15 protein-coding genes and 4 pseudogenes are annotated in these 22,118 nt (G+C 73.7%); 12 read left to right on the top strand and 7 right to left on the bottom strand.

From position 1 onward, the window contains the following. Positions 1-14: 14 nt before the first annotated feature. The gene (locus Q5762_RS24700) at positions 15-902 is read left to right on the top strand and encodes a sortase domain-bontaining protein (RefSeq protein WP_315894417.1); all 888 of its coding nucleotides are present in this window, start codon (positions 15-17) and stop codon (positions 900-902) included. An 8-nt stretch (positions 903-910) separates the two neighbouring features. Beyond that, a complete protein-coding gene (locus Q5762_RS24705) occupies positions 911-1,687 on the top strand; it encodes a phosphate ABC transporter ATP-binding protein (RefSeq protein WP_315894418.1) in 777 nt (258 codons plus the stop codon). 96 nt (positions 1,688-1,783) lie between these two features. On the opposite strand, the gene Q5762_RS24710 is transcribed toward Q5762_RS24705, so the two are convergent. Continuing rightward, the gene (locus Q5762_RS24710) at positions 1,784-2,200 is read right to left on the bottom strand and encodes an organic hydroperoxide resistance protein (protein ID WP_315894472.1); all 417 of its coding nucleotides are present in this window, start codon (positions 2,198-2,200) and stop codon (positions 1,784-1,786) included. A gap of 105 nt (positions 2,201-2,305) precedes the next feature. On the opposite strand from Q5762_RS24710, the gene Q5762_RS24715 reads away from it, so the two are divergent. Then, a complete protein-coding gene (locus Q5762_RS24715; RefSeq protein ID WP_315894419.1) occupies positions 2,306-2,809 on the top strand; it encodes a MarR family transcriptional regulator in 504 nt (167 codons plus the stop codon). A 103-nt stretch (positions 2,810-2,912) separates the two neighbouring features. Continuing rightward, positions 2,913-3,764 (top strand): aldo/keto reductase, encoded by an 852-nt coding sequence (locus Q5762_RS24720; RefSeq protein WP_315894420.1) that lies wholly within the window; start codon positions 2,913-2,915, stop codon positions 3,762-3,764. 66 nt (positions 3,765-3,830) lie between these two features. On the opposite strand, the pseudogene Q5762_RS24725 reads toward Q5762_RS24720, so the two are convergent. From Q5762_RS24725 to Q5762_RS24735, 3 genes and pseudogenes are all read right to left on the bottom strand, one after another. Further along, positions 3,831-4,584, bottom strand: a pseudogene (locus tag Q5762_RS24725) (MFS transporter); the annotation flags it as partial. Next, positions 4,581-5,204 (bottom strand): NAD(P)H oxidoreductase, encoded by a 624-nt coding sequence (locus tag Q5762_RS24730; protein ID WP_315894421.1) that lies wholly within the window; start codon positions 5,202-5,204, stop codon positions 4,581-4,583. The pseudogene Q5762_RS24725 and the gene Q5762_RS24730, both read right to left, overlap by 4 nt. 51 nt (positions 5,205-5,255) lie before the next feature. After that, positions 5,256-6,011 (bottom strand): SDR family oxidoreductase, encoded by a 756-nt coding sequence (locus Q5762_RS24735; RefSeq protein WP_315894422.1) that lies wholly within the window; start codon positions 6,009-6,011, stop codon positions 5,256-5,258. Positions 6,012-6,180: 169 nt separating this feature from the next. Here Q5762_RS24735 and Q5762_RS40045 point away from each other — a divergent pair. From Q5762_RS40045 to Q5762_RS24760, 5 genes and pseudogenes are all read left to right on the top strand, one after another. Beyond that, positions 6,181-7,377: pseudogene (locus Q5762_RS40045) on the top strand (BTAD domain-containing putative transcriptional regulator); the annotation flags it as partial. Positions 7,378-8,647: 1,270 nt separating this feature from the next. Continuing rightward, on the top strand, positions 8,648-9,094 hold the full coding sequence (locus tag Q5762_RS24745) for a GNAT family N-acetyltransferase (protein WP_315894424.1): 447 nt from the start codon (positions 8,648-8,650) through the stop codon (positions 9,092-9,094). Further along, a pseudogene (locus Q5762_RS24750) lies at positions 9,091-10,364 on the top strand (MFS transporter). The gene Q5762_RS24745 and the pseudogene Q5762_RS24750 overlap by 4 nt, the downstream one beginning before the upstream one ends. Positions 10,365-10,652: 288 nt before the next feature. After that, complete coding sequence (locus tag Q5762_RS24755; protein ID WP_315894425.1) at positions 10,653-14,333, top strand: S8 family serine peptidase; 3,681 nt, start codon at positions 10,653-10,655, stop codon at positions 14,331-14,333. A 17-nt stretch (positions 14,334-14,350) separates the two neighbouring features. Beyond that, positions 14,351-14,515, top strand: a pseudogene (locus Q5762_RS24760) (hypothetical protein); the annotation flags it as partial. 25 nt (positions 14,516-14,540) lie between these two features. On the opposite strand, the gene Q5762_RS24765 reads toward Q5762_RS24760, so the two are convergent. Continuing rightward, complete coding sequence (locus Q5762_RS24765; RefSeq protein ID WP_315894474.1) at positions 14,541-14,723, bottom strand: hypothetical protein; 183 nt, start codon at positions 14,721-14,723, stop codon at positions 14,541-14,543. A 296-nt stretch (positions 14,724-15,019) separates the two neighbouring features. Here Q5762_RS24765 and Q5762_RS24770 point away from each other — a divergent pair, with 296 nt between their 5' ends. Then, positions 15,020-15,217, top strand: a complete 198-nt coding sequence (locus tag Q5762_RS24770; RefSeq protein ID WP_315894475.1) for a hypothetical protein — start codon at positions 15,020-15,022, stop codon at positions 15,215-15,217. Between the two features lie 28 nt (positions 15,218-15,245). Here the strand turns inward: Q5762_RS24770 and Q5762_RS24775 are convergent, their stop codons facing one another. Further along, positions 15,246-16,790: a carboxyl transferase domain-containing protein gene (locus Q5762_RS24775; protein WP_315894426.1), complete on the bottom strand. Its 1,545-nt coding sequence runs from the start codon at positions 16,788-16,790 to the stop codon at positions 15,246-15,248. Beyond that, complete coding sequence (locus tag Q5762_RS24780) at positions 16,783-18,297, bottom strand: acyl-CoA synthetase (protein ID WP_315894427.1); 1,515 nt, start codon at positions 18,295-18,297, stop codon at positions 16,783-16,785. Before Q5762_RS24780 ends, Q5762_RS24775 begins: the two co-directional genes overlap by 8 nt. A 383-nt stretch (positions 18,298-18,680) precedes the next feature. On the opposite strand from Q5762_RS24780, the gene Q5762_RS24785 reads away from it, so the two are divergent. After that, positions 18,681-19,556: a methyltransferase domain-containing protein gene (locus Q5762_RS24785; protein WP_315894428.1), complete on the top strand. Its 876-nt coding sequence runs from the start codon at positions 18,681-18,683 to the stop codon at positions 19,554-19,556. A gap of 44 nt (positions 19,557-19,600) precedes the next feature. Beyond that, the gene (locus Q5762_RS24790; protein WP_315894429.1) at positions 19,601-22,087 is read left to right on the top strand and encodes a LuxR C-terminal-related transcriptional regulator; all 2,487 of its coding nucleotides are present in this window, start codon (positions 19,601-19,603) and stop codon (positions 22,085-22,087) included. Positions 22,088-22,118: the final 31 nt, after the last annotated feature.

The following is a 22,118-nucleotide window of genomic DNA, read 5'->3' on the forward strand; positions in this document are numbered from 1 at the left end:
ACGGAGCACACGCGATGACAGCCACCTCCACCCCGGTGGACGTGCGTCCTGCCCCGGCCGGGCCCGCACCCCGCAGCAGCCGGCTGTGGGCCGTCGGCGGCGCCCTTGCCATCCTCGGCGCGCTGCTCCTCGGCTTCGTCGCCGAGGTCGGCCCGCTCGGGCACCTCAAGCACGAGCGGGACCGCCGCGTCGGTTACGCCGAGGTCCGCGGCTCGCTGGCCAACGCCACCACCCCGATCGGCGCGACCACCGAACCGGGCACGCCGATGGCCCTGTTGACGATCACTCAGCTCGGCGTGAAGGAGGTCGTCCGCGAGGGCACCTCGGCGGAGGTGCTGGCCTCCGGGCCCGGCCACCGGCGCGACACCGTACTGCCGGGTCAGGCGGGCAACAGCATCCTCATGGGGCGGCGGGCGGGTTACGGGGGTCCGTTCCGGCACCTCGCGGGGCTTCAGCCCGGCGAGACCTTCAAGGTCACGACCGGGCAGGGCGACCACACGTACCGGGTGAGCGGCGTCCGGCACGAGGGCGACCCGCAGCCGCCCGCCCTCCAGCCGGGCACCGGACGGCTCACGCTGATGACCGCGACCGGCGACCCGTACCGGCCGACGGGGGTCGTCCAGGTCGACGCCGACCTGATCTCGGCGCCCCAGCCGGGCGCCGTCCCGGCCTTCCGCTTCGGCCGGGTCCCGGCCGAGGAACTCCCGCTCGCCGGGCAGCCCTCGTCGTGGATCCCGCTGATCCTGTGGTCGCAGGCCCTGCTGCTCGCCGCCGCCGGTCTGGTGTGGGCGCGCTCCCGGGTGCCCCGCGCGCACGTCTGGCTGGTCGGCTTCCCCGTCCTGGTCGCGCTGGCCCTCACGGCCGGCGACCAGGCGGCGCTCCTCCTCCCCAACCTCCTGTAAGGACAGTCGTGGCCTCCCACCTGGACGCACGTTCCATCTCCGCCTGGTTCGGTACCCACAAGGTCCTCAACCGCGTCTCGCTGACCATGCCGGCGGGCCGGGTCACCGCGCTGATCGGCCCCTCGGGCTGCGGCAAGTCGACGTTCCTGCGCATCCTGAACCGGATGCACGAGCTGATCCCCGGCGCCGAACTCGCCGGCGAGGTGCTGCTCGACGGCGACGACATCTACGCGCGCGGGCGCCGGCTCACCGATGCCCGGCACCGCATCGGCATGGTCTTCCAGAAGCCGAACCCGTTCCCGGCGATGTCGGTGTACGACAACGTCACCGCCGGTCTGAAGCTGACCGGGACCCGGATCGCGGCCCGGGACCGGGACGATCTGGTGGAGGAGTGCCTGACCAAGGCCGGACTGTGGAAGGAGGTCCGCGACCGGCTGCGGCAGCCCGGCGGCGCGCTCTCCGGTGGTCAGCAGCAGCGGCTCTGCATCGCCCGCTCGCTGGCGGTCCGGCCGCGCATCCTGCTGATGGACGAGCCGTGCTCGGCGCTCGACCCGACCTCGACGCGGCGCGTCGAGGAGACCATCCGCGACCTCGCGGACGAGGTCACCATCGTGATCGTGACGCACAACATGCAGCAGGCGGCCCGCGTCTCCGACCAGTGCGCCTTCTTCCTGGCCGAGCAGTCCACCCCCGGCATGATCGTCGAGCACGGCCCGACGGAGGCCATGTTCGGCAGCCCGCGCGACCCGCGCACAGCGGACTACGTGGAGGGCCGCTTCGGCTGACCTCCCTGGCATGCCCGAGGGCCCGTACGCGTCAGGGGACGCGGACGGGCCCTCGGGCATTCGTCATCACAGGCGCTGCTCGGGCATGCGCCGGTACTACTCGACGACGAGCTCGACCTGGATGTTGCCGCGGGTGGCCTTGGAGTACGGGCAGAACGCGTGGGTCTTCTCGAGCAGCGCGGCGCCGGCCTCACCCTGGAGGTGGTCCGGGAACTCGGCGCGCATCACGACCGCCAGGCCGAAGCCGCCATCCGTCTCGTCCTTGCCGATGGAGACCTCGGCGGTGATCGAGGCGTCCGCGATGTCGATCTTCTCCTGGCGCGCCACGAGGGCCATCGCGCTGGCGAAGCAGGCCGCGTACCCGGCGGCGAAGAGCTGCTCGGGGTTGGTGCCCTGACCGTTGCCGCCGAGCGCCTGGGGGTGGGCGAGGGGGAGGTCGATGTGGCCGTCGGAGCTGACGGCGCGGCCCTCGCGGCCGTTGGCGGTGGCGACGGCGGTGTAGATCGCGTTCATGGAGTCCTCGTTCCGTTCAGGTCGGGGTGTGCTCACTAAGGTAGCGTGCAATTAAGTTGTGCACAACTAAATGGCTTGCGATGGGGTGTCCCGTACCCTGGAGGCATGGAGACGCTCGACACGACCCCCGGCCTGGACCGGGCCAGCCAGGACGAGGACTTCCTGCGGCTCGACCACCAGATCTGTTTCTCGCTGCACGCCGCGAGCCGCGCCTTCAACGGCGTCTACCGCACCGCGCTCAAGGAGCTCGGGCTCACCTACCCCCAGTACCTGGTCATGCTGGTGCTCTGGGAACACGACGAGCTGCCGGTCAAGCGGATCGGCGAGCATCTGCGGCTCGACTCCGGGACGCTGTCGCCGCTGCTCAAGCGGCTGGAGGCGGCCGGCTACGTCGAGCGGCGGCGCAGCCCCGAGGATGAGCGTTCGGTGACCGTGCGCCCCACCGAGGCCGGGACCGCCCTGCGGGCGAAGGCCCTCGACGTACCGCGGCGGATCGCCGCCGCGACCGGCCTGGACCTGGAGGAGATCCGCGGCCTGCGCGGTCGGCTCGACGCCCTGGCCGCCCGCCTCGACGCGGCCGACCCGGAGGCCTTGGGCGGCCTGGGGTAGCAGGGGGACGGGCGGTGTCGTCGGGGTGCGAGAGCCGCCGGGGTGCGCGAGCGTGGCTGGGGAGCCCGATCGCCCGCCACCGCTCGCACCGAACGGAAGTCCGATGGAGTACGTCACCCTGAACAACGGCGTCCGGATGCCGATCCTCGGCTTCGGCGTCTACCAGATCCCGCCGGAGCAGACCGAGCGGGCCGTCACCGACGCCCTCGCCGTCGGCTACCGCCTCCTCGACACGGCCGCCGCCTACGGCAACGAGGAAGCCGTGGGCCGCGCGATCCGGATGAGCGGCATCCCGCGCGAGGAGCTGTTCGTCACCACCAAGCTCTGGATCCAGGACGCGCCCGCGCAGCAGAACGCCGAGCGCGCCTTCGACGCCTCCCTCGCCAAGCTCGGCCTGGACCATGTCGACCTGTATCTGATGCACCAGCCCTACGGCGACGTCTACGGCCAGTGGCGCGCGATGGAGCAGCAGAACCGCGCGGGCCGGGCCCGGGCGATCGGCGTGGCCAACTTCTATCCGGACCGGCTCCTCGACCTCCTCCTCAACAACGAGATCACACCGGCGGTCGACCAGATCGAGACCCACCCGTTCTTCCAGCGCGTCGCCGACCAGGAGCTGATGCGCGAGTACGGGGTCCAGATCCAGTCGTGGGGCGGGTTCGCCGAGGGCCGGAACGACCTGTTCAACCAGCCCCTGCTCAGCCGGATCGGCGCCGAGCACGGCAAGTCCGTCGCCCAGGTGGTCCTGCGCTGGCTGATCCAGCGCGGTGTCGTCGCGATCCCCAAGTCGGTCCGCGCCGGACGGATGGCGGAGAACTTCGCCGTCTTCGACTTCGAGCTCGCCGACGACCAGATGGCGGCCATCGCCGGCCTCGACACCGACCGCTCGCTCTTCTTCGACCACCGCGACCCGGCCGCCGTCGGCCGGCTGGGCACGGTCCGGGTGGACGCCTGAGCAGATTAGACACGGATGGTCCCCCTCCCGGTGGGGAGGGGGACCATCCGTGGCCGAGGGGGCCGTGTCCGGCTCCTCGTCGCCTACTCGCTCGAGGCGATCCCGGGGGACACCCCGCAGCAGCACCAGCACCAGCACCGCCGTCACCAGGGCGAACCCCGCGCTCAGGGCCGACGCCGACTGCAGCGCCGTCGTGAACGACTCCCGGGCCGTCGTCAGCAGCCCCTCGTCCGCCACGGCGGCCGCCGCGCCCAGCGACTCGCGCGCCGCGGCCGGGGCGTCGCCCGGGATCCCGCCGCGGTAGACCGCGACCGCCACGCTGCCCGTCACCGCGATGCCCAGGGCCAGACCCAGGTCGTACGCCGTCTGGCCGGTCGCCGCCGCCGCGCCCGCCTTCTCCGGTGGGGCCGCGCCGACCGCAAGGGCGGTGCCGAGGACGCTGACCGGGGCTGCCCCGAACATGACCACCGCCAGACCGAGCGAGGCCACGCCCACCCCGGTGGCCAGGGCTGGAGGCGAGCAGGAAGCCCGCCGAGCCCGCCATCAGGAGCCGCCGGCGGCCCAGCCGGTCGCCGAGCGTGCCCATGATGACGAGGGTGGAGGCGGTGAGGAAGCCGTAGATGTCGGTGATCCACAGCAACTGGCCGCCGCTGGGCCGCAGATCGGCGGCGAGGTAGGGGGTGGCGAGCCACAGCACGCCGAGGTCGGCCGTCATGAGGGTGACGGGGAGGAGGAGTACGGCCAGGCCGAGCCACTGGCGGGCCCCGGCCTTCGGCTCCGCCTGTTCGTCGGTCGCGTCCTTACGGATCGCCGTGGTCATCGCGACAGCCCTCCGTCCAGGGCCGCGTCGCCTGCTCGGGCGAGCAGCTCCCGTACCCGCTCGGGGCGCTGGTCCTTCGGTACGCCGGAGAGTTCGGTGCCGTACACGACCCGTACGGACGCGTCCCTGATCCCGCAGAACTCCGACACCCCGACCCGGAGTTGGGCGTCGAGGACGGTGTCGAGGCCGAGCTTCTCGATCTCCGCCTCCGAGTGGCCCATCAGGGCCAGCCACACCATGCGCTTGCCTGCCAGGCGCGGCTTGCTGCGGCCGTAGGCGAAGCCGTAGTTCCACACCCGGTCGATCCAGCCCTTCACGACGGCGGGCGGCGCCATCCACCAGACCGGGAAGACGACGACGATGTCGTCGGCGGCCAGGACGCGGTCCATGTGGGCGTGGACCTCGGGGGTGTACGCCTTCTCCCGGTTCTCCCAGTCCGGTTCGTCGGCCCGGCGCATGACGGGGTCGAACTCCTCGGCGTACAGGTCGAGTACGTCGACGGTCCCGCCCGCGTCGGTGAGCCGGCCGTGGACGAGCGCGGCGACCTGGGCGGTGAGGGAGTCGGGGCGGGGGTGGGCGTGGACGAGGAGGGTGTGGCGGGCGTGGCCGGCCTGGGGCATGGCGGCTTCCTTCGCGGAGGGGGTGGGGGTGGGTCAGAGGCCTCAGAGGCCTCAGAGGCCGAGGCCGGAGCCGCCGCTGGCGTCGATGTTCTGGCCGGTCACCCAGCGGGCGTCGTCGGAGGCGAGGAAGCCGACGACGTCGGCCACGTCGCCCGGCTGCCCGACCCGGTCGAAGACGGAGAAGCCGGCGGCGTGCGCCTTGGCGGCGGGGTCGGCCATCCACGGGTGGATGTCGGTCTCGATCGTGCCGGGGGAGACCGCGTTGACCGTGATGCCCCGGGAGCCGAGGGTCTGGGCGAGGGTCAGGGTCAGCGCCTCGACCGCGCCCTTGGAGGCGGCGTACGAGGTCATGCCGGGGAAGGCGACCTTGGTGACGCCGGAGGAGATGTTGATGATCCGGCCGCCGTCGCGGAGCCGGCCGAGGCCGTGCTTGACGATGAAGAAGGGCGCCTTGGCGTTGACCGCGAACACCCGGTCGTAGTCGGCCTCCTCGACCTCGTCGATGGTGCCGGGGCCGGCGATGCCGGCGTTGTTGACCAGGATGTCGAGGCCGTCGGCGTGGGCGTCGAAGGCCTTCCAGAGGGCCTCGGCGTCGCCGGGGACGCCGAGTTCGGTACGGATGGCGAAGGCGGCGCCGCCGGCCTGCTCGATCGCGGCGACGGTCTCCTCGGCGGCGGCCTCGTTGCTCGCGTAGTGGACGGCGACGCGGGCGCCGTCGGCGGCGAGACGGAGGGCGATGGCGCGACCGATGCCACGGCTGGCGCCGGTGACGAGGGCGGTCTTGTGGGCGAGGGGGCTGGTGGACATGGGGTTCTCCTCGGGAGTTCCGGTGGGCCGTGCTGTCTGACGGGGATGACTCTGCGGGGCGGTGGTTCGGGTCGGGCTCGGGTGCGGTTCGGGTGGGGTTCGGGTTCGGTTCGGGTCCGGGGCGGAGGGTGTTACGGCCCTGGTGGGACGGGGGGTTACGGTGGGCGGCATGCGATTCGGGGTGCTGGGGGAGACGGCCGTACGGACCGAGGACGGGCGGGTCGTCCGGGTCCCGGAGCTGAAGGTGCGGGCGCTGCTGGCCTCGCTGCTCGTCGACCCGGGGCGGCCCGTCGCGACGCACAGGCTGGTCGACGACCTGTGGGGCGAGGAGCCGCCGGGGAACCCGGTACGTGCTCTCCAGGCGAAGGTCTCGCAGCTCCGCCGCGTCCTGGAGGAGGCGGAGGCGGGCGGTCGCGAACTCGTGGTGTCGAGGGCGCCCGGCTACCAACTGGTAGTCCGGGAGGGCGCGTTGGACGCGGACCGCTTCACGGCCCTGGCGGCACGCGCGCGTGCGGTGGCGGAACCGGGGCGGCGGGCGGCGCTCTTCGCCGAGGCGCTGGAGCTGTGGCGGGGCCCCGCGTTCGCGGACTTCGCGGACGAACCGTTCGCCCGGGCGGCCGTGAACCGGCTGGAGGAGGAGCGGCTCGTCGTACGGGAGGAGGCGGCGGAGGCGCGCCTGGCGGCGGGGGAACACGCGCTGCTGGTGGGCGAGTTGGCGGAACTGGTGGAGGCGCACCCACTCCGGGAACGCCTCCGCGCCGCCCACCTGCGCGCCCTGTACGGCTCAGGCCGCCAGGGCGAGGCCCTGGCAGGCTACGACTCCCTCCGCACCCGCCTGGCCGAAGACCTGGGCCTCGACCCGAGCCCCGAACTGGCGGCCCTGCAGAGGGCGATGCTGGTGCAGGACCCGGCGCTGGGGGCGCCGGGCGCGGGCGCGGGGGCCGGGCCGACGGCACCGGCCGCGCGCCCCTCGATGGCAGACCCCTGGCCTGCGGCCGGGCGGGGCGCTCTGTCCGCAGCCGCGCCGAACTCGGCCCCCCAGCCCGCCGCGTCCGGGCCCGAGCCCTGGCCTGCGGCCGGGCCGGGGGCTGGGGGCCTGTCCGCGTCCGGGGGCGAGTCCTGGCCTGCGGCCGGTCAGGGTGTCGCGTCCGGGCGCGACGCCGCGGTGCTTGACCGGCGGGGGAATCTGCCTGTGCCGGTCGTGGGGCTCGTTGGGCGGGACGCGGACGTGGGGGAGGTGTGTGGGCTGCTTGGGGGGCGGCGGCTTGTCACGCTCTGTGGGCCCGGTGGGGTGGGGAAGACGCGGCTTGCCGTGCAGGTGGCGCGGCGGGTTCGGGGGCGGTTTCCCGACGGCGCCTGGCTCGTCGAGCTCGCCGGCGCCCGCGGTGAGCTCGCCGAAGTCGTCGCCGCTGCCCTGGAGTTGCGTGACGACGGCGCCTGGGGCCTCCACCCCGACGGCCCGCGCGGCGGCGCCCGCGTCGAGGTCTGGCGGACCGGGCTCACGGTCATGAGCGGCGACGGGACCGACCGGCAGCGGCGGATCGAGGCGGCGCTCGCGGCCCACGACACCGCGTCCGGCCCCGCGCCCTGGCCGCGCTGGTTCCTGGCCCACGCGCTGTGCGGGACCGGCGGGCAGGGCGAGGGCGCGGCGCTCACCGGGGAGGCGCTCGACGGGTTCCGGGCCCACGGCGACCCGTGGGGCGAGGCCGCGGCGCGGGCGGACCGGTCCGTGCAACGGCTCCTCAGGGGAGACCTGGCCGGCGCGGACGCGGACGCGGCCGCGTCGGCCGAGCTGTTCGGGCGGCTCGGCGACGCGTGCGGAGGGCTCTGGTCCGTCTATCCGCTGGCCACGGTGGCCGAGGTGCACGGCGCGTACGAGCGGGCCGCGCGGCTCAAGCGGGCCGGTCTGGAGACCGCGGAACGGTTCGGGCTGACCACCGAGGTCCCCGACCTGCTGTCGGGGCTCGGCAGGACCGCGCTGCTCATGGGTGACCTGGCGCAGGCCCGGGCGTACCACCAGGCGGGGCGGGAGAAGGCGGCGGAGGTCGGCTTCCGGGCGGGTGAGATCAACGCGGTGCTGGGGTTGGGGTTGGGGGCGCGGCGTGAGGGGCTGTGGGAGGAGGCGGAGGGGCATCTGAGGGAGGTCCTCGAGTGGCACCGCCTGGTGGGGCTCGATGGTGCGAACGCGTTGATCCTTGCGGAGCTGGGGTTCGTGGCGGAGTTGCGGGGTGACGGGGCGGGGGCGCTCGCGCTGCATCGGGAGGGGTACGTGACCGCTCTGACGACCGTGGATCCGCGGGCGGTGGCCTTGGCCCTTGAAGGGCTGGCGGGAGCGGTGGCCTTGGCCGGCCGGGAGAGCGGTGCGGCGGTGTTGCTGGGGGCGGCGGGGGCGTTGCGGGGCTCTACGGGGGCGCCGTTGCCTGCGGCGGAGCGGTTGGATGTGGACCGGGTCGCGTCGGCCGCCCGGGCCCTCCTGGGCGAGGAGGTCTTCGAGGCCGCCCTCGCCCGCGGGGCCGGTCTTGGGCCTGAGGCGGCCGTGCGCGAGGCATGTGGGTCCTTGGGGGAGCCGGTCCCGTAACGGGGGCGGGGAAAAAACGTAAGGGCCCAGTCCCCACCCCGCCCCTATACTCACCCCCATGTCCTCCCTCACCATCCGGCGCGCCGGCGCCGACGACTCCCGGCGGCTCACCCGCCTCGTTCGGAAGTCGCGTGCCTACCGGGGGGACTATGCCGCCATGGTCGACGGGTACACCGTCGGCGGGGCCTACATCGAGCATCACACCGTCTACGCCGCCGTCGACGACCACGATCGCGTACTCGGGTTCTACGCCCTCCTCCTCGACGAGGCCGAGCTCGATCTCGCGTTCGTCGCCGACGAGGCGCAGGGGCAGGGTGTCGGGCGGGAGCTGATGGAGCACATGGTCGGGCAGGCCAGGGCCGCCGGGCTCGGGGCCGTACGGGTCGTCGCGCATCCGCCCGCCGAGGAGTTCTACCTCCGGACCGGCGCCCGTCGCATCGGGACCGTCGAGCCCGCCGGGCGGATCCACTGGGCCCGGCCCGAGCTCCGGTACGACGTCGCGTGAGCGCCACCGAGAAGGCCGAACAGGCCGACCGCCGCCGCGTCTTCGCCGACCTCACCCCGCTCCGTACCTCCGCGCACTACCGCCGCCTCTGGTTCGGCAACACCGTCTCCTGGGTCGGCCAGGGCATGACCGCGCTCGCGGTCTCGCTCCAGGTGTACGAGATCACCCGCTCGCCGTTCTCCGTCGGGCTCGTCGGTCTCTTCTCGCTCGTGCCGCTGATCGTCTTCGGTCTCTACGGCGGCGCCATCGCCGACACCGTCGACCGCCGCAAGCTCGGCCTCGCCAGCGCCACCGGCTCCGCCGTGCTGTCCGCCGCCCTCGCCACCGCCGCGTTCGCCGGCTTCCACCGGGTCTGGTTCCTGTACGCGATCGTGGCCCTGCAGTCGGTCTGCGCCGCGCTCAACTCGCCCGCCCGGACCTCGATGATCCCGCGCCTGCTCCCCGCCGAGCAGCTGCGCGCCGCCAACGCGCTCAACTCGATGACGATGACCTTCGGCACGCTCGTCGGCCCGAGCCTCGGCGGTCTCATCGTCGGAGTAGGCGGCTTCCAGACCGCGTACCTCATCGACGCCTTCGCCTTCTCCGCCGCGCTCTACGCGATGTGGCGGCTGCCCTCCATGCTCCCGGAACGGACCGGCGACCGGACCGGCACGACCAAGCGCGCCTCCGTCCTCGACGGGCTGCGCTTCCTCGCCACCCGGCCCAATCTGCGCATGACGTTCTTCTCGGACTTCTGCGCGATGATCCTCGCCCACCCCGTGCGCTGTTCCCCGTCGTCGCCGTCCTCTGGTACGACGGCGACGCCACCACCACCGGCCTCCTCGCCGCCGCCCCCGCCGCCGGGGCGCTCCTCGGCGGGGTGCTCAGCGGCTGGCAGGGACGCATCCGGCACCACGGGCAGGCGATCCTGCTCGCCGTCGCCTGCTGGGGCACCGCCATCGCCGTCTTCGGGCTCACCCGCGAGCTCTGGCTCGGGCTCCTCCTCCTCGCCCTCGCCGACTACTCCGACACCGTCTCCATGATCTTCCGTAACACGATGATGCAGGTCGCGGCCCCGGACGAGATGCGTGGCCGGCTCCAGGGCGTCTTCATCGTGGTCGTCGCGGGCGGGCCGCGGCTCGGTGACTTCCTCGCCGGTTCCGTCGCCGACCTGACCTCCCCGGCCGTCGCCATCATCGGCGGCGGCATCGCCTGTGTGCTCGCCGTCGGGGTGCTCGCCCTCTACGGGCGGGGCTTCCGGCGGTACGACGCGGTCGACCCGACGCCGTAGGCCCGCTGCTGCCGGGCCGGCCCTTCCCCCGGACCATGCTCGACAGCGGACTGGTCCAGAAGGCGGGCTCCGCACCGACGCCCACGCCGGCGTCCTGCGCGAGGACGGCTCGGTCATCGAGGGCCTGTGCGCCTCTGAAGCGGCCGCCGAACATGGCCACCTGAACTGGCGGTTGGCCGCCACGGCACATAGCCGCCATGCCGTTCCGTATTCAACGGCCGCCGACCGGAACAGACTCCTCGCGGCGCCCGGAACCACCCCTTCCCCCGGGTGCCGAGGAGTGCGTCGATGATCAGACCTTCCGCAGGAGGAAGGGCCGGGCTGCTCGCCGCCGGCATCTCCCTGGTGCTGCTCACGGCGGGGCAGACCGCCGCCGCCGGGGGAGCCGCCGCCCCCGCCGTACGCGACACCTTCAAGAACGCCGCCGCGCAGAGCGCCACCGTCACGCTCATCACCGGCGACAAGGTCACGGTCACCGAACTGGGCGGCGGCAAGAAGACCGTCACCGTCGACCGGGCCAAGGGCGCGACCGGAGCCGTACGCAGCGAGATATCCGACGGACGGGTGACCGTCGTCCCCGACGAGGCCCGTCCCTACCTGGACTCGGGCGTCCTGGACAAGCGGCTCTTCGACGTCAGCGGACTCGTCGAGCAGGGCATCACCGACGAACTGCCGCTGATCGTGACGTACGGCTCCGGCAAGGGCGCCCGCGCCGCCGCGCCGCGCGGCACCGAGACCGTCCGCGCGCTGCCCAGCATCGGCGGCGCGGCGGTGGAGGCGACCGACCCGGCCGCGTTCTGGCGGTCGTTCACCTCGCCCGCGACCCGCTCGGCGGGCGGCAACGGCGCCAAGGTCTGGCTGGACGGCCGGGTCGAGGCCGCCATGGCCGAGTCCAACGCCCAGATCGGCACCCCGAAGGCGTGGGAGGCCGGGCTCACCGGCAAGGGCGTGAAGGTCGCCGTCCTCGACACCGGCGCGGACCTCGGCCACCCCGACCTCAAGGACCGGGTGAGCGAGTCCAAGTCGTTCATCGCGGGCCAGGAGGTCGCCGACCGCAACGGCCACGGCACCCACGTCTCCTCGACCGTCGGTGGCAGCGGCGCCGGTTCGGAGGGCAAGGAGAAGGGCGTCGCCCCCGGCGCGACCCTCGCCGTCGGCAAGGTCCTCAGTGACGAGGGCAGCGGCAGCGAGTCCGAGATCATCGCCGGCATGGAGTGGGCCGCCAAGGACATCGACGCGAAGATCGTCTCGATGAGCCTCGGTTCGAGGGAGGGCAGTGACGGCACCGACCCGATGGCCCAGGCCGTCAACGCCCTCTCCGCCGAGACCGGCGCCCTCTTCGTCATCGCCGCCGGGAACAGCGGCGCCCCGGGCACCATCGGCTCGCCCGGCGCCGCCGACTCCGCGCTGACCATCGGCGCCGTCGACTCCGCCGACGAGGCCGCGTACTTCACCAGCCAGGGCCCCCGCTTCAGCGACCAGGCCCTCAAGCCCGACCTGTCCGCGCCTGGCGTCGACATCCTCGCCGCCCGCTCGCAGCTGGTCTCCGGCACCGGGCTGTACACCTCCATGAGCGGTACGTCGATGGCGACCCCGCACGTCGCCGGTGTCGCCGCGCTGCTCGCCGAGAAGCACCCCGACTGGACCGGCGCCCAGCTCAAGAACGCGCTGATGTCCTCGTCGAAGACGCTCACCGACTCCGCCTACGCGCTCGGCGCCGGCCGGGTCGACGTCGCTGCCGCGATCACCGCGAACGTCACCGCCACCGGCTCCGCCGACCTCGGCTTCTTCTCCTGGCCCTACGAGGAGAACAAGCCGGTCACGAAGACCGTCACGTACACCAACCACTCCGACGCGGCCGTCGAGTTGAACCTCGCCGTCGAGGGGATGCCCGCGGGCGTCGCGACCCTCGCCGACACCACGCTCACCGTCCCGGCCCGGGGCACCGCACAGACCACGGTCACCGGCGACGGCACGAAGGCCCCGGTCGGCAACTCCTCCGGCCGGATCGTCGCCTCGGCCGCCGGCGCCCCCGTCGCGCACACCGCGCTCGGCCTGGTGAAGGAGGAGGAGCGCTACAACCTCACCGTCCACGTCAAGGACCGTGACGGCGCCCCGACCCCGGCCTACCTGGGCGTCAAGCGCCTCGCCGCGGGCGTCGACCCGTTCCCGGCGATCGTCGGCGAGTCCGGCACGCTCGAACTGCGTCTGAAGCCCGGCACGTACACCGTCGACACCTTCCTCGACGTCCGTGGCTCCAAGGGCAAGGACTCGCTCGGCCTCGGCTTCCTCACGAACCCGGAGATCGTCCTCGACCGCGACCGCGAGATCACCCTCGACGGCCGGCAGCTGAAGGAGATCCGGGCCGAGGTCGAGAAGCGGACCGAGACCCGCCAGCTGGTCATGGAGTTCGACCGGGACGCCAACGGCACCTCCTACGGCGGCGCGGTCCAGTTGCCCATCAAGTACGACTCGGTCTTCGCCGCCCCGACCCGCAAGCCCGCCAACGGCACCTTCGAGTACCGGACCGTCTGGCGCCTGGGCAAGCCGCTCCTGGAGGCGAGCGCCGACGGCCGCCGGCTCTCCGGGGCCACCATCCAGCCGGGCACGACGCTGCCCGAGGGCACCTCCCGGCTCGGTCTCGTCGATGTCGGCACCGGCACGGCCGCCGAGTACGCAGGCAAGAACGTGAAGGGCAAGGCAGTCCTGGTCCGCGCCGGCGCGCTGACGCCCGTCCAGGTCGCGCAGATCGCCCAGGACGCGGGCGCCGCCTTCCTGTTCGTCACGGACGACGCTCCCGGCCGGCTGAACACCTGGTTCGGCACGGAGGCGTACGAGGACCGGCCGCTGGGCGTCGCGACCGTCAACGCGGCCGACGGAGCCCGGCTCGCCGAGACCGCCGCGCGGAAGAAGGCGGTCGACCTGACCGGCACGCGCTACACCCCATACGTCTACGACCTCTCCGAGGGGCACCCCGGCGCGATCCCGTCCGACCTGGTCTTCCGGCCCGACGAGGACGAACTCGCCACCGTACGCTCCACGTTCCACATGCCCACCGGCCGCAAGGAGATCGGCGGCGAGTTCCGCTACTCGATCACCGACACCTTCCCGATCGGCTTCGGCTTCAAGGAGTACATCGCCTTCCCGGCAGAGCGCACCGAGTACGTCTCCACCGGGCGCGGCCAGGGCTGGCACGAGTCGGTCGACCTGGAGGAGTCGCTCGAGGAGCGCGCCGGGATCCTCACCTACCGGGGCGACAGCACCACGCACCGCGAGTGGTTCAAGCCGGTCTGGCACCCGTGGCTGGGCACCGGTCTCGGCTGGGGTCAGCAGCGGGTCGGCAACAACCTGAGGTTCAACACCCCCGGCTGGGGCGACACCGGCCCGGACCACACCGGCTTCGGCAACGTGTGGAACGACGACTCGATGACCCAGTTCACCGAGGTGTACGTCAACGGGACCCGGGTCGACCGCAGGATGGGCTCCGGCGCCTACGCCTGGGACTCCCCGGCGGAGGAGGCCGAGTACAAGGTCGTCACCGACACCACGCTCGACCCGGCGCGCTGGCGCCTCTCGACCAAGGGCCACGCCGAGTGGACCTTCCGGTCGAAGGAGACCCCGGCCGACCGCGAGACCTTCCTCCCGCTGATCAACCTCGGCTTCGACGTCGACACCGACCTCAAGGGCGATGTGCGCGGCGGCAGCCGGCTGCCGGTCGGGATCTCGGCGGAGTACGTGAAGGGCGCGCCCGACACCGGCACGATCGGCGGCGGCACGCTGGAAGTCTCGTACGACGACGGCGCCACCTGGCAGAAGGTCACGCTCAAGAAGTCGTGGCGCGGCACGTCCTGGACGGGTGAGCTGCGGGTGCCGGACGGCGCCTCGTTCATCTCGCTCCGGGCGGGCGCGACCGACGACCGCGGAGGTGCGGTCACGCAGGAGATCATCCGGGCGGTGGGCGTGAAGTAGCCCTCCGGTCGTGGAGAGTGCCCGGCACGGCGTCGAGCCGTGCCGGGCACTCTTGCCACGGGCCGCGCGGTGAGATCCTCGGCAGGCTCCCCGTCCCCGCCACGCTGACGGTCGCCCCCGTCGGGCGGGCGCGGCAGAACCAGACCTTCGAGTCGCTCACCGTCCGGCCCGGCGGCCGGACGCTCGTCGCGGGCATGGAGGGCCCGATCACCGGCGACGGCACCGACTCCGCCGGGCGCACCCCAGCGCGTCCAGACCTGGCAGCGCGGACGGAACGGCGAGTACGCCCTCGGCGCGCAGTACGGCTGCCCCGTCGTCGCCGGTCACGGCCTGGTCGAGCTCGCCCCGGTCGGGGTCACGAACCTGACGGCGCGCGACGGCATCCTCCACAAGACGCTCGTCGCCGACCGCGACGACAATCGAGGGGATGGCCGTACAGGAGTACGAACGCGGCGGACGGCTCCGGTTGCTGCTTGTCAGCGACGGCAACGACCTCGCCGGCAGATCACCCGGCCGTACTCGCTGCGGGTCACGATCCCGCGCGCCCGGTCCTGGCGCCCGGTCGGGGGATGACGCCCCCTCGGATGGGCCATCGTGTGCCCCGAACGCCCGTCAGCGTTTGCCGGTGTCCTATGCCGTGGTCAGGCTCCGAGGTGAGCAACCCCGCTCGTTACAGGAGGTTTTCCATGCGTAAGACCCTTGTCACCTTCGCGCTGGCCGCCGCGGCCGTCGTCCTCGGCTCCGGTACGGCCCTCGCCAACGGCGGTCCGGACTTCGACTTCGGCGGCGGCCCGGACTTCAGCAGCGACAACGACGTGGTCTTCGTCGATCACACGGTCGTCGTCTGCGGCGACTTCAGCCTGTGCCAGGGCGACAACGACTGATCGGGTCCTGACCCACCACGAAGCCCCCTCATGCCGAGGGGGCTTCGTGCTGTCCGACGATCCCGCGCACGATCCCCAGCGCCACGAGGTCCTGCGGGCGCAGCCGGAGCTGGTCGGCGGTGACCGGGGCCTGGTCGGGGGAGCGCTTGAGGATGGCCGAGGCGAGTTCGGGGGCGATGACGGAGAAGTAGCCGTCGGGCGTGGTCCAGGTGCTGCCCGGCGCGGCCAGCGCGAGAGCGCCGCCCGAGCCGCCCTCGCCGACCAGGAGCGAGGTCACCGGGACCCGTGCCTCGGCGACCGCGGTGAACGCGTCCGCGATGGCCGGACCCGCCCCGGCCCGCTCCGCCTCGGCGTCGTTGGCGGCGCCCGGGGTGTCGATCAGGGTCAGCACGGGGATCGCGAGCCGGTCCGCGAGCCGGATCAGCCGGGCGGCGGTCCGGAAGCCGGCCGGGCGCGTCGCGGACCCGTCCTGCGCGGCATACGCGACCGTCCGCCCCTCGTGCAGCCCGAACCCGCACTCCACCCCGTCGTCCACCCCACCGGCCCGGTCCCCCCGGACGGCCGCCCGCACGCTGAAGTAGGCGTCCAGATAGGCCCCGGCCCGGGGGCGGGCGTCGGACCGGGCCCGTCCGACGGCCTCCCACCCGGTCCCGGGCGGGGCGGCCTCGGTGAGGGCGCGGGGCGGGGGAGCGGGGGTGGTGGCCGGGGCTCGGCCGTCGGGCGCGGGGACGTGGGCGGGCGTTCGGACGGGGGCGGGCGCCTGGACCGCGGCGCCGTCACCGGGCGCGCCCGGTGCGGCGCCGGGCATGGTGCCCGGTGTGCCGCCGGGCCGACGGTCGGTCCGCTCGCCGGACGGGTCGCCTGGCTCGGCCTCGGCCCGCCCGCTCGGGTCGTCGCCGCCCGTCAGGAGGCGTAGCCAGAGGGCGAGTGTGGTCCGGAGGGCGGCGGGGGTGACGAGGGCGTCGACGTGGCCGTGCTGCCACTGGTCCTCCGCCGTGTACGCGGACGGGTCGGCGTCCGGTGGGCGGACCCGGGAGCCCGCGAAGGCGACCTGGGCTGCGGGGAGGGCGAGGATCACGTCCGCGCCCGCGCCGACCGTGGCCCAGCCGCCGCCGGTCGACGGGTCGCGGAGCACCGTGACATGGGGGACGCCCGCCCTCCGCAGCCGTACGGTCGCCTCGGCCACGCGCTGGAGCTGGGTCAGGGCGATCATGCCCTCCTGCATCCGGCTGCCGCCCGTCGCCACCAGCGACACCAGCGGGACCCGGTCCGCCAGGGCCGTTCCGTACGCCGCGACGAGCCGGTCCCCGGCCGCCTGCCCGAGCGAGCCGCCCAGGAAGCCGAACTCGAAGGCGACCAGGACCGCCCGGCGACCGCCGATCGTCGCCCGGCCGTACAGGACGGACTCCTCCTCGCCGGTCTTCTCCGCCGCACGCGCGCGTGCCGCGTCGTACCCGGCCCAGCCGATCGGCCCGTCCGCGCGCGGCGGGGCGAGGGGCACCGGCGGCGGCAGCCGTACGAAGTCGTCGGCGACCAGCGCGACGGCCTCGCGGGCCGTGAGGCGCTCAGCCATCGAGGGCCTCCGCGAGGGCCTCGGGCAGCGCCTTCTTCAGGAGCTTGCCCATGTCGTTGCGGGGCAGCGCCCGGAGGAAGTGGACGGTGCGCGGGCGCTTGTGCGGGGCGAGCTGCCCGGCGACATGGTCCGCCAGCTCCCCCGCCGTCGGCGGCTTCGCCGCGTCCTCCGCGACCACCCACGCCACGATCCGCTCCCCGAGATCGGGGTCCGGCTCGCCGGTCACCGCGGCCTCCCGCACCGCCGGATGGTCGAGCAGCGCGTTCTCTATCTCGCCCGCGCCGATCTTGTACCCGCCGCTCTTGATCAGGTCGGTCGCCTTGCGGCCCACGATCCGTACGTACCCGTCCGGTTCACGGACCGCCACGTCACCGGTGCGGAACCACTCCCCGTCGAACGCGGCCGCCGTCGCGTCCGGCCGGTTCAGATACGCGCTGAACAGGTTCGGGCCCTTCACCTGGATCTCGCCGACGCGCTCCCCGTCGTACGGCGCGCCGAGCTCCGAGCCGTCCTCCTCCACCAGGCGCAACTCCACGCCCCGCAGCGGCAGCCCGACGGACCCGGGGCGCGGCGGGGAGCCCACGGGGACGGACGCGGGGGTCTGGGGGTGTACCCCCAGAGAGCACAGCATCAACGTCTCCGTCATGCCGTACCGCTCGACCACCGTCCGGCCCGTCGCCGCCGTGATCCGCTCGTGGTCGTGGACCGGCAGCGCCGCCGAGCCCGAGACGAGCAGCCGCGCCTCGGCCAGCGCCCGCACCAGCGCCGGATCGCCGGCCAGCGCGTCCGCGATCCGGTGGTACATCGTCGGTACGCCGAACAGCATCGTGCCGCCGCCCGCGCCCAGTTCCCGGGCCACGCCCTCGACGGAGAACGCGCCGAGGTGCCGGACCGAGCCGCCGCGCCGCAGCGGCCCGAGGATCCCGAGTATCAACCCGTGCACGTGGAAGAGCGGCAGCGCGTGCACGAGCACGTCGTCGCCCGTCCAGGCCCAGGCCTCCTCCAGCGCGTCCAGCGAGGCGGCGATCGCCCGGTGGGAGAGGACGACGCCCTTGGGCGGGCCGGTGGTGCCGGACGTGTAGACGATCAGGGCGGCGGACTCGGGGTCGCCGGGCCGCCCACCGGAGTTCGCGGAGACCGGGGTGTCGTGCGCGACCGCCGTCTCCACGTCGATCCGGGGCAGTTCCGCGAGCCCCGCCGGGAGGTCGTCGTCCGCGCCCGCGAGCACGACGCCCGGGGTGCTGTCGCCGAGGATATGCGCCAACTCCCGTTCGCCCGTGCGCGGGTTGAGCGGGATCGCCGGTACGCCGGCGAGCAGCGCGGCGACCACCGCGACCGCCGTCCGGGCGGTCGGCGTGGCCCAGACGGCGACCCGCCCCGCGCCTGCGATCCGCACCGCCAAGGCACCGGCCACCCTGCCCAGTTCGTCGTACGTGAGCGTCTCGGCGCCGAAGCGCAGTGCGGGTCGGTCCGAACCGGCCGCCAGGGCCGGGAACAGCGCGTCCACGGGTCGTCCTCCTCGCGTAGCGGGATGCCGAGGGGTATTCTTCCCGGCTCTCAGGGGCGACGCGCTGCGACCTTGCTCACCTCCATGACCAGGTTCCGGTAGGCGGCTCCAGAGGGCTTCGCGAGAGTGTCCACCCGGCCAGTCAAGTTCGCTCGCCCGGCCGGGGCGCGCGGGATTGGGCCGTACGAGGGGCTGGCGCGAGGGACTGGCGCGAGGGGCTGCACGGGGGCCTGCGCGAGGGGCCCCTCCGCCACCATAACGTTTCTCGATATCGCGAGAAGGCCTGGCTATTGGACGTCCGGCCGGGGGCTGTGTTGAGATCGGCCTCATGCTATGGGAGGGCAATTCGAGCGACCCTCTCACCTCGACGAGGGGGATTTGACATGGGGAACGCCGACAATACCGGAGAGATGCACGACCTGTTCAACCGCACCGCGAAGTCCTACGACCAGAGCGGTGTCGAATTCTTCGGACCCATCGGCCGTCGGCTCGTCGAATTCTCGGAGATATCCGCCGGGAATTCCGTGCTCGACATCGGCTCGGGCCGTGGCGCCGCCCTCTTCCCGGCCGCCGAGATCGTCGGCGAGAAGGGTGAGGTCGTCGGCGTCGACATCTCCGAGGAGATGGTCAAGTACGCGCAGGAGGACGTCCGCGAGCGCGGCCTCGGGCATGTCGCCGTCTCCGTCATGAACGGACAGCGGCCGGAGTTCGACGAGGGTCGGTTCGACGCCGTCATCGGTAGCTGCAGCCTCTTCATCTGGGTCAAGAGCGCCGATGACGTCACCCCCTACCTGCGGGTTCTCCGTCAGGGTGGGCGGTTCGCCACGGCCGCGCCGTCGTTCTTCTCCACGGCGCGGGGCAAGTGGTCGCTGTTCCCGGAGATCGTGAACGAGCTGCTGATGCCGTACATGCTGCAGTCCCTGAAGCAGAGCGGTGCCTACGACTCCCAGTTCGCGAACGCCGGTGCTAACTGGCTGGCCACCCCGGAGTCGATCGAGAAGACCCTGGTCGAGGCCGGCTTCGTCGACGTGGTCGTACGCGAGGAGGACCTGCCGGTCGTCGTGAATTCTGGCGAGCAGTGGGTCGAATTCACGTACACCACCGGAATGCGCGGAATGTGGGAGCGCATCGAGGAGAAGGAGCGTGCCGAGGTCGTCGCGGAGGTATCCCGGCGCCTGGACACCCTCAGGGACGAGAACGGTCTCATCACCGTCCCGGTCCCGATCGTCTACATCCGCGCGAACGCTGCGAAGGCCTGACCCGACCTTCGCGTGATTCGGGGTGGCGGCGTCATGGGGGAGAAATGGCGGCAGTAGCCGAATTCGAGTGGCCCGTCGTCGCGCGGGAGGCCGAGCTCGCGGAGATCGAGCAGTGCACGGCCATGCGGATGAGCGCCCTGCTTGTCGGTGCGCCGGGGGTCGGCAAGAGCAGCCTCCTGGACGCCGCGCTGGAGCGGGCGGGGCGCGCCGGGGCGGACGTCGTCCGGGGGGACCGGGTCCTCGGGGCCGTGCGACCGCACGTGGGGCACCGGCGGGTCGTCATCGGCATCGACGACGTGCATCTGGCCGACCGGGCGACGTTCGACCTGGCCCACCGGATGGTGCACCGGGGGCAGGCGCTGCTGCTCGCCACCGCCGAGCCCGGCGCCGCGCTGCCCGACGGGCTGCGACGGCTGCTCGTCGGCAAGCGGATGCGGCGCCTCGCGGTCGAGGCGCTCGACCGGACCGGCTCCGCGCGGATGCTCACCGCGCGGCTCGGCGGTCCGGTCGCCGTCGACACCGCGGAGCGGTTCTGGGAACTGACGCGTGGCAACCCCCTGATCCTGCGGGAGGTTGCCGAGGACGCGCTCGCCGAGGGCACCCTGCGGCAGGTCGACGGGACCTGGCGCTGGTCCGGGCTCCGCGACGCACCCGGCGGCCGGCTGGCCGACCTGGTGGATCTGCTGCTCGGTGACCTGGACCCGGGCGAGCGTGAGCTGGTGAGCATGCTGGCGCTCGCCGGGACGCTGGAGGCCGGGCTGCCGCTCGTCAGCGAGCTGGGCGAGGCCGCGGAGTCCCTGAACGCGCGTGGTGTCCTGGTGGCCCTGCGCTCCGGGTTCCGGCTGTCGCTGCGGCTCGCGCACCCGCTGTGCGAGGCCGTGGTCGCCGCCTCGCTGCCCGAACTGACGGCCCGCCGGCTACGGCTCCGGATCGCCGACGCCATCGAACGCACCGGCGCCCGCCGCCCCGACGACCTGGCGCGCGTCGTCCGGGTCCGGCTGGGTACGGGGGCCCTGCCCGGTCCCGCCGGCCTTCGGAAGGCCGCCGCCGGTGCGCTGCGTGGCGAGGACCACCGGCTGGCCGAGCTGCTGTGCCGGGCCGTGCCGGCTGCCGAGGCCGACGCCGGCCTGCTGACGACGCTCGGCGAGTCCCTGGCCGGGCAGCACAGGCACATCGAGGCGGAGGCCGTCCTCGGCACGGTCCCCCAGTCCGGCCCGGTGATCCGCACCCGCGCCCTCAACCTGGCCTTCGGCCTGCGCCGCCTCGCGGAAGCGGAAGCGGCCGCCGGCACGGACCGGACCGTACGAGCCCTGATCCGCCTCTTCAAGGACCGAACGGCGGAGGCCCGAGCCCTGGCGGGCTCGGCAGCCGGGGCGTCTGCCCTTTCGGCGCTCCTTCAGTATGTGTCGGGTGACAGCGAGGGAGCCCTCGACGTGCTCCGTGAGAGCCGGCCCGTCGCCCTGGCCGAGCACGATGACGTGGGCCGGATCGAGCACCACTTCCTCACCGGGTGGATCACGCTGGACGCGCGTGGGCCGGTCGGGGCCGAGGCGGCGCTCGGCGAGATGCGGGCCCAGGCCGCCGACGGGGGTCCGCGCTTCCGGGCGTACACCGGTCTGTTGGAGGCGCGCGCGCTGCGGGGCGCCGGTCGTACGGCGCGGGCGGTCGAGTTGCTGCGGGAGGCCGCCGCGCACGGCGGGCCCGCCGACTGGGCGGCGCCGCGCCCCTGGCGCATCGCCCAACTGGCCGGTGCCGTGGCCGAGTCGGGCGACGTCCACGAAGCCGCCTCCCTGCTGGAGGAGGCCCGGGTCGCGCAGCGCGACGCGTGGCTGTACCCCCTGATGGCGGACGCCGTGGCGCTGGAGGAGGCGCTGGTGACGGCGTACCGGGGCGACCGCGAGGGCGCCGCGGGCCAGGCGCTGGAGACGGCCCGCCGCGCGCTGGCCGCCGGCCGCCGTACCCAGGGCCTCGCCGCACTGCACCTCGCCGCCCGGGCCGGTGAGGCGCGCGCGGCGGCGACCCTGTGGCGGGATGCCACCGCAAGCGCGCCGGCGGACCACGACGTACGGCTGCGCCACCTCCTCGCGCTCGGGGACGACGACGGGCACGCCCTGGCGGACGTGTCGCGGCGCTTCGGCGCCCTCGGACTGCTGCCGCTCGCCGCGGAGGCCGCGGCCACGGCCGCGCGGGCCCACCACGCGTCGGGCGACCGTGCCGCCGCGCGGGCGGCACGGGCCGCGAGCGCGGAGCTGGTCTCACGCTGCGGCGCCACCCCGCCCGAGTGGGCGCTGCCGGCCGGCTCATGCCCCTCCCGTACCCGTACCCGTAAGGAACTGACGGCCCGTGAGCGGGAGATCGTGACGCTCGCGGTCTCCCTGTCCAACCAGGAGATCGCCGACCGGCTCGTCCTCTCCGTACGCACCGTCGAGAACCATCTCTACCGCGCCTACGGGAAGCTCGCCGTCACCACCAGGGCCGAGCTCGCGCCCCGGCTCGGCCTGGGCCCCTCCCCACTCACGCGTATCGCCTGACCCGAACGGGTCCCCGTGGACGTCGTGCTCA

This window comes from Streptomyces sp. P9(2023) (assembly GCF_032436795.1).
Lineage (GTDB): Bacteria > Actinomycetota > Actinomycetes > Streptomycetales > Streptomycetaceae > Streptomyces.